A 10,734-nucleotide genomic window follows, 5' to 3' on the forward strand; every position below is an offset into this window, starting at 1 on the left:
GGATCGCGGGGCCGGGGTTGCGGAAGCCCTCGGCGATCGCCGATCCCAGATCGGCCAGCGTCCGGCCCGCCCCGCCCGGATCGATGACGATGTGCCCCTCCACCTTCCCGCCGATCCCGAGCGCGGCGCCGATCTTGCCGCCGACCACCCACTGGTTGTTCTCGTTCACCCCGAAGCTGACGCCACCCTCGAGCCCGAGCCCGAGGATCCGTTCGGCGCGGCCACCCACGCCGATCCCGCCGTACTCGGCGAACCCGCCGGCACCGGCCCGCACCCCGACCGAACCGCCGAGCTCACCACCGAAGAACCGCGGTCCCACGTCGAGTTTCGCCTTGCCCTCCAGGCCCACCGAGGCGGTGACGTCACCGACCACGGTCACGTCGCCGACGGTGGCGCGCCCGACCAGCGACGATCCGGCTCCCCACGCGGCCTTGCCTTCGAAGCGGCCCGCCTTGGGGGTCGGCGTGTCCAGGTACTCGGTGTACCACCCGCCCTGGTTCGGCAACTGGTCGCTGCGCCACGCCGTGGCGTCGGCCGTGACGTGCACGGGCACGTCCTTGCCGGCGAGTTCCAGGTTGCGCTGCCCGGAATCGAGCTGGATGGACGCGTCCCGCACCGCGTCGTAGTTCACGACCGCAGACGGATCGGTCAGCTTGCTGCGCTCGGCGTTGTCGCCCGTCTTGTTCGCCCCGGACAAGCGCTCCCGCCACCCGTTCTTCCCTTCCGCGACGGTGGTTTCCAGCCGGTGCGGGCGCTCCACCGGTCCCCGTTCGTACTGGACCGGCGTGACGCTCCAGCCCTGTTCCCGGAGGGCCTGGCTGACCTGCTCGGTCGGTTCGCGCAGCGCCCCGAACGCCTGCTCGGTGCCGTGCATGAACTGTTCGCCTGCCCGGCGCATCAGTTCCGTGCCCTGGTCGATCAGCTCGCGGTCGCGGGTGATCGCGTCGCGGGCCACGCGGTTCTGGGTGGCGTCGCTCTCCGGCGGGGGCAGGGTCGCGCCCGCCAGTTCGTAGACCGGGTTGTCCTGGTCGACCTCGCCCACCCGCGTCGAGCGGACGCCGTCCTGGATCCGGGCGCCTTCGCCGAGGTACCGGCCGAGCGCGTCCATGCCGTCGCCGAGCGCGGCGGCGTCGGCGGCCTGGGCGTTGACCTGCTCGGCGTGCTGTTGCCCCGCCGGGTCACGCCAGTCCGCCTCGCCGGTCGCGCGGGTGGTGTCCTCGGCGGTGCCACGCAGGTTCTCCGCGGTCCGCGTCGCCTGGTCGCCGGCCTCGGTCATCGCGCCGGTGTCGGCGTCGGACAGCGGGTTCTCGCCGAAGACGCGCTTGCCGAGTTCACCGCCGGGAGTGTCGCCCGGGGCGGAGTTGTCGTTGCGTGATGGCGCCTGCTGGTCCGGCTCGGTCCGGGGTTCTTCCCGATCCGCGGCCGGTGCGGACGCGGGCTCGGCCGAATCCGCCGGTGCCTGCTCGGCCGAGTTCGCCGGTGCCTGCTCGGCAGGTTCCGCCGGTGCGTCGTGGGTTTGCTCCGCCGGCGCGGGTTCGGCCGGTGCGGTCTTGGCCGGTTCCGCGGGTGCGCCCTCGGCGGGCGCCGGTGCGGCCCCGGCCGGTGGGTTGCCGCCGTTTCCTGATGACTCGGGCACCTTTGCACTCCCCTGAACCGTCGCCGATTTGCTCGGAGTCTCGGTGCTCCAGTGTCGTGGCCGCGGGAGGGGCACAGTGGACGGTGACCGGTTCCGGCCATCACCGCCCGGAGGACGTGGGCCCGCGGGCCTGGGGGACGCCCGGCCGGACCTGACCGTGGACAGTGAGCACGGCACAGCGGCGTGCGGACGATCCACGCCCGCACGCCGCCGGAGACCCTCACCGCGGGAAGTCCTCCGCGCCGCCGCTGGGCACGAGGCCGGTGTGATCCTGGTTGAACACGACCAGTTTCCCGTCGCGGATCGCCTGCTCGATCACGGCCCGGACGTCCGCGTCCGTGGCCTGGGGCCCCAGCTCCGTCGCGATCCGGCGGCCGATCGAGTTGTTGTACAGGTCCATCGCCTCCTGCCGTTCCGCGAACAGCGGGGGCTGCTTGTCGACCGGGTCTTCGGGCCGCCGCTCGTGCCCGGTGCCGACCTGCTCAGCCGAATTCTCGCCGAACTCCCTGGTCATCAGCGCGTTCCAGTAGGCGTGGCGGAACGCGTCGCGGTGGTTTTCGCCGGTGCCCGCGCGGCCGCCCTCGGGTCCGGGGCCGTCCGGATCCGGGAAGCTCTGCTCGCCGGCGGTCTCGGCCTCCTCCTTGACGCCGAGGTGGCGGATCGTGTTCTGCGGGTTCACGACCATCGCGTCGAGGAGCGGGATGCCGGTGATGTCCTCCCTCGTGCTCGCCCACAGCTCGCTGGGGGTGAGCTTTTCGCCCAGGATCGGCAACATCCTGTCGTCCCCGGTCTGGTAGTCGCGCAGCAGTTCCTCGTCCGTGGGCGGGGTGGGGAGGTTCGCGACGACGTCGGAGCGGGCAGCCTGGTCGAGCGCGCGCTGGGCGTCGTCGAGTTCGCGGGCGGCGTCCGGGACGGGGCCGCCGGGTTCCGGCGCCGGTTGACCGGCGTCCCCGGTTCCGGGCGGTTGCTCCGCTCCGGCGAGGCGGACGTTCGCCCAGGCCGCGTCCGCGTTCCGCGCGGTCTCGGTGCGCAGCCGCAGGTTCGTCTCGCGTGCGGTCTGCTTGACCCGCTCGGTGGCGAGGTCGGTCTCCGGGCCGGGGCCCATCGTCGCGTGGGCGAGCCCCGCGTCGGTGTCCGCCTGCCGTGCCACGTTCTCCATGTCGGTACGGGTGCGCGCGTAGTCGTCCCGGATGGTCGCCAAGGTGCCGGTCACGGTCCGCGCGTCCTGAGCGACCTCGTCGGTCTCCCGCAGGGTGGACTCGGCGCGCTCGGACATGGCGGCGCCGCTGCCGTCCCGCCAGGCGCCGGGCAGCTCCCGCGTCCCGGCCCGGGCTTCCTCGCCGGTCTGGTCCGCTCGCTCGGCGACGGGTGCCCACCCGTCGTGCGCGGCTTGCACCGGTTGCGGGTCCGGGGGCGGCACGTCCGTGAGGATGTCTCCCGCGACCCCACCGGTCTTCTCCGCGCCGTCCACAGTGGACTCGTCCGGACGGCCGGTGCTGTCCCGCTGTTCGGCACCCGGTGTGTTCTCGCCGGCCGGGGTGTTCTCGGCCGCCGGTCTGTCCGATGCCGGTTCGCCGGCCGGGGGCGAGCCCCCGTTCTGCTCGCCCGCGCCCTGCCGCGTCTCGGCAGACTCCGGGGTGCTCGCGGGCGCGTCGTTCCGCGGTGCCGTCGCGGTGCCGCCACCGCCGGATGTTGCCTCACCCATGTCAGGCTCCTCGGTACGGATGTCCCGGTGCGCGTGGTGCGCACCGGGACATCACGTTCGTGGCTCAGGCACCCAGCCGGGCACACGAGCGCTGCACCGCGCCCATGTTCTCCTGGTTGCAGGTCTGGACGCCCTGGTTCATCGCCTGCAGCAGTTCCTGGCCCGCGGCCATCACCTGCTGGCAGGCCCTGCTGATCTCGGCGAACTGCCCGCCGGCCGCGTCGAGCCAGTCGCTCTCGCCCATCCCGGAGGCCTGACGCCAGGAATCGATCGACTGCTGCACGCCCTGCACACAGCCGTTCATGCTGGACGACAGGCCGTCCAGCGCACCGAACATCGCGAGTTTACGGGTCACGAGTCAACTCCTTTCCGTTGTGTGGTGCCCGGTCACAGGGCGCGCAGCACGCCGGCGAACGCGTAGGTCTGGCCGGACGAGCCGTCACCGGCGCCCGAGGCGCCGCCGCCGAAGCCCGACCCGGATCCGAGGCCGGAGCCGCCGAACCCGGACCCGCCGTCGCCGGCGCCGTTGAAGCACCGGGCGCCCTGCTGGTCGACGTCCATGTAGTCGTTCACCGCGAACTGGGTGTCCTCGCCCAGCTTCTGCAGCTTCTCGCACAGGTTGCGGATCGCCGCGTCCCACTTCTTGTGGGCCGCGACCAGCGACTGCGACTGATCCATGCTCCACTGCGCGGGAATCACGGCGTTCACCTCCCCGTCGAGCTTCCCGCGCTGCGATTCGATTTCCTGGACCACCACGGCCGCCATCTGCACCACCCTGCTGAGGGTTTCGGTGTTGGCGTCCAACAGACCGTTACCGGTCACTGGATTCTCCTTCCGTTTCCGCGGCTTTCGCCGCCCCCGACGCTAGGCCGGGCACGGCCGCCGGCGGGCGGGCGCGGCACGTTCCTGCCAGGCGCGCCGGGCGGCAGGTACTCCCGGGTGATCTCGGTGATCTGCTCGCGGCTGTCGTCCACGGCGTCCCGGATCGTGTCCAGAATGGACGCGGCGAGCGCCTTCGAGTCGGGTGACCGGAAGAGGCGCGGGTCGAGGTGCAGCTCGGTCAGCTCGCCCCGGCCGGCGACCGTCGCGCTGATCAGGCCGTCCGGCGAGTCGGCGGTGGCGGTGACGTCGGCGATCCGGGCCCGGATCTCCAGCAGGTCGTCACGCAGCCGCCGGTAACTGGCGCGGCGGGCCTCGTGGTCGATGGTCGGCAGCTCCATGGGCCCAGCATCGCCGGCCGCTGGACACGCGTGCGGCGCCGCGGCACGTTCCTGCCACCCGGCCGCGATGCCGCGCACCGCGCTGCGGGCGACCTGGACGGCTCGTGGCACAGAGAGCCCGGCAGCCAGGCCACCCGAAGCGGCCGGCGCGGCCGGCCGCGGGGAACAGGCGGTCCACACCCAGCAGATGGCCGAGATGCGCGAGCACGCCCGGCTCGCCAACGAAGCGCTGGCCCGGGGCTGTCGGCGGACCCACGACGAGCCCGGTGGGCTCCCACCCTGCTGTGGCCGGCCGATGAGGAGATCGACCGGTTCGCCCGCTTCCGGGAGTTCTTCCTGGCGGTCACTGGCGCAGGCCCGGCCCGACCGGCCGCGGCACGTTCCTGCCATCACCGTCCGCGCCGGAGCCGGTCCCGGGGATGATCGGTGTCCACCAGCGAGAGGGGAGACGCGATGGGGACCGTCGTCGTGCGCAGGCCGGTTCGCCGTCCCGCGCCGGAGCAGCCCTCGGGTGAGCTGATCCTCGACGCGCCGCCGGAGATCCCGCGCCCGGCGGGCCGCCAGTGGACGCAGGTGCTGATGGTGATCCCGATGATCGCCATGATGGCGGCGATGATGCTGCTGTTCACCGGCAGTTTCGGGCGCGGCTCGGGGGTGCTGCGGCTGGTCGTCTTCGGGCTGTTCGGCGTCGGCATGCTCGGCATGATCGCCGTGTCGCTGCTCAACTCCGCCGGCCCCGGCAAACGCGAGATGGCCCAGGAACGCCGGGCCTACCTCCGCCACCTCGGCCAGCACCGGCTGCGGCTGACCCGCGCCATCCACCAGCAGCGCGACGCCATGGTCTACCTGCACCCGGAACCGGAGTCCCTGCTGACCCTCGTCGCCAGCCACCGGCTGTGGGAACGGCGCCCGCTCGACGCGGACTTCGGCGTCGCCCGCATCGGCACCGGCCCGCAACGCCCCGCGATGACCCTGGTGCCACCGGAGGCCAAACCCCTGGAGCAGCTGGAACCGCTGTCCGCGCTCGCGCTCCGCCGCTTCCTCACCACCTACACCGCCGTGCCCGGGCTGCCGCTGGCCATGGCCGTCAACGGGTTCAGCCGCATCCACGTCACCGGCGACCCCGCCCGCGGCGCGGCGCTGGTGCGGGCGGTGCTGGTGCAGCTGGCGTCGCTGCAGTCGCCGGACGACCTGCGGATCGCGGCCTGCCCCGCGCACACCGCGCAGCCGGCGTGGGACTGGCTCAAGTGGCTGCCGCACGCCCTGCACCCGGAGCGGACCGACGCGGCGGGCCCGCTGCGGCTGGTGGCCACCTCGATCGTGTCGATCGAGGCGATGATCGACGACCTGATCGGCGAGCGGAAGCGGTTCGACCCCGCCTTCGACGACCGCGAGGCCCTCCCGCACGTCGTGGTCGTGCTCGACGGCGGGTCCACCGCGGGCTCGGACCAGCTGATGGCCGACGGCGGCCTCGACGGCGTCACGCTCGTCGACCTGCGCACCCCGCCGCCGCGCGCCCTGGACCCGGCGACCATCGTCCTGCACGTCGCGGCGGACGGCGCGCTGTCCGGCGAAACCATCGACGGCACGGTCGAGCTGGGCCACGCCGACGCCCTCGACATCCCGGCGGCGGAGGCGATCGCCCGGCAGCTCGCGCCGCTGCGCGCCACCGCGGCCGGGCGCGGTGAGCAGCCCCTGAGCACCGATCTCGACCTGGCCGAGCTGCTCGACATCGGCGACCCCCGCGCGTTCGACCCCGGCGCCACCTGGGTGCAGCGCCCGACCCGCGACCGGCTGCGGATCCGGTTCGGTATCGCCACCGACGGCACCCCGGTCGAGCTGGACCTCAAGGAGTCGGCGCAGGACGGCATGGGACCGCACGGGCTGCTGATCGGCGCCACCGGCTCCGGCAAGAGCGAGCTGCTGCGCACCATCGTGCTCGCGCTCGCGGTGGCGCACCCGCCCAGCTCGCTCAACTTCGCGCTCGTCGACTTCAAGGGCGGCGCCACCTTCGCCACGCTCGACGAGCTCCCGCACACCAGCGCGGTCATCACCAACCTCGCCGACGAGCTGCACCTGGTGGACCGCATGACCGACGCGATCAACGGCGAGCTGCTGCGCAGGCAGGAACTGCTGCGCGCGGCCGGGAACTTCGCCTCGCTGCGCGAGTACGAACGCGCCCGCGCCACCGGCGCGCCGCTGCCCGAGGTGCCGACCCTGCTGGTGATCTGCGACGAGTTCAGCGAGCTGCTGTCGGCCAAGCCCGACTTCATCGACATGTTCGTCCAGATCGGACGCGTCGGCCGGTCGCTCGGCGTGCACCTGCTGCTGGCCAGTCAGCGGCTGGAGGAGGGCCGCCTGCGCGGCCTGGAAACCCACCTGTCGTACCGGATCGGGCTGCGCACGTTCTCCGAGATGGAGAGCCGGACGGTCCTCGGCGCCGGCGACGCGTTCAAGCTCCCGCGCGCACCCGGGCACGGGTTCCTCAAGTGCGACAACGAATCCATGGTGCGGTTCCGCTCGGCCTACGTCTCCGGGGTGCACCGCGCCCCGGCCGCGGGGACGGCCGAGCACGGCGACGACGACGTGCTCGACCTGCTGGAGTACACCACCCAGTACCTGGCGCCCGCGCTGCCCGCCGACACCGCCGCGGAGACCCCGGACGAGGACGACGCGGTCGGCGAGAGCCTGCTGGACATCCTCGTCGAGCGCATGCGCGGCCGCGGCACCCCCGCCCACCAGGTGTGGCTGCCCCCGCTGGCCGAATCACCCACCCTCGACGGGCTGCTGCCCGGCCTGAGCCACCGCGACGACCGCGGATTCGGCTCGCACGAACGGCTCGCGGGCGCGCTGCAGGCCGTCATCGGGATCACCGACCGCCCGCTGGAGCAGCGCCGCGACCCGCTCGTGCTCGACCTGTCCGGCGCGGCGGGCCACGTGCTGGTGATCGGCGGGCCGCGGTCGGGCAAGAGCACCGCGCTGCGCACGATCATCACCAGCCTCGCGCTGACCCACACCCCGCGCGAGGTCCAGTTCTACTGCCTGGACTTCGGCGGCGGGACGCTGTCCTCGATCCGTGGCCTCCCGCACGTCGGCGGGGTCGCGGGCAGGCAGAACCCGGGCGCGGTGCGGCGCACCATCGCCGAGCTGCGCACCCTGATCGCGCGGCGCGAGCGCGCCTTCGCCGAGGAGGAGATCGACGGCATGCCGGCCTACCGGCGGCGGCGCGGGACCACCGACCCGTGGGGTGATGTGTTCCTCGTCGTCGACGGGTGGTCCACGCTGCGCGGCGAGTTCGAGGACCTGGAGGCGGCGGTGACCGACATCGCCGCGCGCGGGCTGTCCTACGGCGTCCACGTGATCGTCTCCGCCGCCCGGATGTTCGACCTGCGGATGAACATCCGCGACCTGTTCGGCAGCAAGCTGGAACTGCGCATCGGCGATCCGATCGACAGCATGGTCGACCGCGCCTCGGCCATCAAGGTGCCCGAGGACGCGCCGGGCCGCGGGGTCACCACGAGCAGGCACCAGATGCTGATCGGGCTGCCCCGCATCGACGGCAGCGACGATCCGGCCGACCTCGGGGACGGCGTGCGTGCGCTGGTGGACACGGTGGTCGCGGCCTGGTCCGGCCCGCCCGCGCCGCCCGTGCGGCTGTTGCCCGCGCAGCTGCCCTACGCGCAGCTCGCCGGCGAGCACGACGCGGCGGCGCACCGGCTGGCGGTGGGCCTGGCCGAACACGACTTCGGCACGGTCCACCTGGACTTCGGCGCCGACCCGCACGTGGTGCTGTTCGGCGACACCGAGGCGGGCAAGACGACGTTCCTGCGCTCGGTGGCCCGCGCGATCACCGACGCCTACGAACCCAGCGGGGCGCGGCTGATCATCGTCGACCACCGGCGCGGCCTGCTCGGCGACGTCGCCTCCGAGCACCTCATCGGGTACGGCACCGACCGGGAGACGACCGGCGGGCTGATGCGGCAGGTGGCCGAGGAGATGCGGGTGCGGCTGCCCGGCCCGGACGTGACCCCGGAGCAGCTGCGGGACCGCGGCTGGTGGCGTGGCCCGGAGCTGTTCGTCCTGATCGACGACTACGACCTGGTCGTCAGCCAGACCGACAACCCGTTCCTGCCGCTGGTGGACCTGTTGTCCCAGGGGCGCGACATCGGCCTGCACGTCGTGCTGGCGCGCCGCACCGGCGGCGCGAGCCGGGCGCTGTTCGAACCGTTCCTGTCCCGGCTGCGCGACGTCGGCTCACCCGGGCTGCTGATGTCCGGGGACAAGGACGAGGGGCCGCTGCTCGGCGGGCTGAAACCGGAGCTGCTGCCGCCCGGCCGGGCGTGGCTGACCGGGCGGCGGCACGCGCCGCGGCTGGTGCAGCTGGCCTGGCTCGCCAAGGACGACCGGTGAACGGAGAGCTCATGTGTGAGGCGCTGGACGGAAACCCGGAGGCGATGCGCGAGTTCGCCACGCGGATCGGGACGCTGGAGCCGGCCGCGGTGGCCGAGCCGCCCGGCCCGGCTCCGTGCGCCGGTGGCATGCAGGCGTGCGGGGTGGCCGGCCCCGCCGACGCCGTGGCCACCCTGGCGCTCGCGCGGTTCCTGCTGGAGACCCGCGAGGCGGTGGGGGCGCTGGCGGAGGCGGCGGCCGCGGCGGCGCGGGACTACGAGGCCGGTGACCACGCGGGTGCGCGCGCGTTCGTGTCCGTCTTCGTGGAGGAGTGATGGAGTACGCACAGCTGCCGGCCATGGTGCAGTTCGCGCTCGCCGACGTGGAGGCGCACACGCACCTGGAGCGGGTCGAGCAGGCCGCGCGGATGTGGCGGGACGTGGCGCGCGAGCTGCGGGACACCTCCGACGCGCTGGGCCGCGAGCTGGACCGGTTGCGTCCGGAGTGGACGGACGGGACCGGGACGGAGTTCGCCGCGCGGGCGCAGCGGTGCCGGGCCGCGGTCGACGAGGTGCTCGGACGGATCACGGCCGCCCGGCCCTGGGTCGCGCTCGACGACCTCGCCGCCCAGCTCCTGCTGACCCGGGGCAAGGTCGCCGGGACGGTGGAGCAGGGCACCGCGGCCGGCCACGCCGAAGCGGCGGGCCACCTGGGCGAGCTGGACCGGTACTTCCTCGCGGCCGCCGAGGCGGTCCTGGCCGCGGCCGGGGGCGACCAGCCCGCCGGCTGCTGCGCCCCGCCGGGGTTCGTGCTCACCGGCGACACCGCACCGCCCGGGCCGCCCGGCGCGCAGCTGCCGCCGGGGAGCGTGTCGATGCCGGGACTGGTGGCGGTGCCGGCCGGCGGATGGCGGACGGCGCCGGGCGCTGGGGGTGCACCCGCGCGTGGCGGGCGGGCCGAGCCGCACCGGCTGGCGGGCGGGTCCCGGTCCGGTGCCGCCGCCAGACGCCCGCGCGCCGGGTCCGGAGGCATCGGGTCCGGGGGCGCGGGTGCCGGAGGCGCTGGGGCCGCGGGTGCCGCGGCCGGGCCGGCCCGGATCGAGCGGGCCGCCCACCCGGTACCGCTCACCGGCGCGCCGCCGGTGCCCCAGCCCCCGCAACCGCCGGACCTGGCGAGCGGGGCGAAACCGGCCACGCCCGGCACGGCCGGGGCGATGGTCCCGCCGATGATGATGCCGCCGATGATCCCGGGAACCACCGCCTCGACGACCGGCCGCCGATCGGGCGTGTCACCGGTGGGGGAGGAGCGGCGCACGCGCGCCGGCCAGGCGACGCCGGGTGTTCCCGCGCGGCTGCGGGGCCGGTCCGCGGTCGCCGACCCGGCCGCCGCCGGCTACCGGCCCGTGGTGATGTCCGGGAAGGCGGCCACCCCGCCGGAGCCGGAGACGCTCGACCGCGAGGTGTGGCAGGTGGCGAACCCGGGTGCGGTGTCGCCGCTGAAGCCGGAGGTCCCGGAGCCCGAGCCGCGGCGGGTGCGCCGCCCGCGCGTGTGACCGTCTCTTCGCGGACGGCAGGAACCGGACAACGGCGGCGCGGGCGGCCGCGAGGTTGGCTACCAATGGTGCATGCGCCACCACATCCTCGCCCTCGCGGCACTGTCCCTGGTCCTGGCCGGGTGCGGCACGGAAACCCCGGCCGCGCCGCAGCCCGCGCCCGCCCCGGCCACCACGACCACCGCCCAACCGACGACCACGGTGCCGCCTGCCACCTCGGCCACCCCCACGA

7 protein-coding genes and 1 pseudogene are annotated in these 10,734 nt (G+C 74.4%); 3 read left to right on the forward strand and 5 right to left on the reverse strand.

The features are described from left to right. The 5 genes and pseudogenes from D0D28_RS34375 to D0D28_RS34400 form a co-directional block, all read right to left on the reverse strand. Positions 1–1,636 (reverse strand): annotated as a pseudogene (locus D0D28_RS34375) (hypothetical protein); the annotation flags it as partial. A 220-nt stretch (positions 1,637–1,856) separates the two neighbouring features. Next, on the reverse strand, positions 1,857–3,341 hold the full coding sequence (locus D0D28_RS34385; protein WP_116115352.1) for a DUF6973 domain-containing protein: 1,485 nt from the start codon (positions 3,339–3,341) through the stop codon (positions 1,857–1,859). 64 nt (positions 3,342–3,405) lie between these two features. Continuing rightward, the gene (locus D0D28_RS34390; protein WP_233157253.1) at positions 3,406–3,696 is read right to left on the reverse strand and encodes a hypothetical protein; all 291 of its coding nucleotides are present in this window, start codon (positions 3,694–3,696) and stop codon (positions 3,406–3,408) included. 32 nt (positions 3,697–3,728) lie between these two features. Then, entirely contained in the window at positions 3,729–4,163 is a 435-nt protein-coding gene (locus tag D0D28_RS34395; protein WP_094005442.1) for a WXG100 family type VII secretion target, read from the reverse strand. Then, positions 4,160–4,561: a YbaB/EbfC family nucleoid-associated protein gene (locus D0D28_RS34400; protein WP_116115354.1), complete on the reverse strand. Its 402-nt coding sequence runs from the start codon at positions 4,559–4,561 to the stop codon at positions 4,160–4,162. The genes D0D28_RS34395 and D0D28_RS34400 overlap by 4 nt, the downstream gene beginning before the upstream one ends. A gap of 453 nt (positions 4,562–5,014) precedes the next feature. On the opposite strand from D0D28_RS34400, the gene eccCa reads away from it, so the two are divergent. The 3 genes from eccCa to D0D28_RS34415 are packed head-to-tail and all read left to right on the forward strand — an operon-like array spanning position 5,015 to position 10,502. Further along, on the forward strand, positions 5,015–8,971 hold the full coding sequence (gene eccCa / locus D0D28_RS34405; RefSeq protein WP_116115356.1) for a type VII secretion protein EccCa: 3,957 nt from the start codon (positions 5,015–5,017) through the stop codon (positions 8,969–8,971). Beyond that, a complete protein-coding gene (locus tag D0D28_RS34410; protein WP_240323467.1) occupies positions 8,968–9,285 on the forward strand; it encodes a hypothetical protein in 318 nt (105 codons plus the stop codon). The genes eccCa and D0D28_RS34410 overlap by 4 nt, the downstream gene beginning before the upstream one ends. After that, the gene (locus D0D28_RS34415) at positions 9,285–10,502 is read left to right on the forward strand and encodes a hypothetical protein (RefSeq protein ID WP_116115360.1); all 1,218 of its coding nucleotides are present in this window, start codon (positions 9,285–9,287) and stop codon (positions 10,500–10,502) included. Before D0D28_RS34410 ends, D0D28_RS34415 begins: the two co-directional genes overlap by 1 nt. Positions 10,503–10,734: the final 232 nt, after the last annotated feature.

It is taken from the genome of Amycolatopsis ruanii, assembly GCF_003385175.1.
Classification (GTDB): domain Bacteria; phylum Actinomycetota; class Actinomycetes; order Mycobacteriales; family Pseudonocardiaceae; genus Amycolatopsis_E; species Amycolatopsis_E thermalba.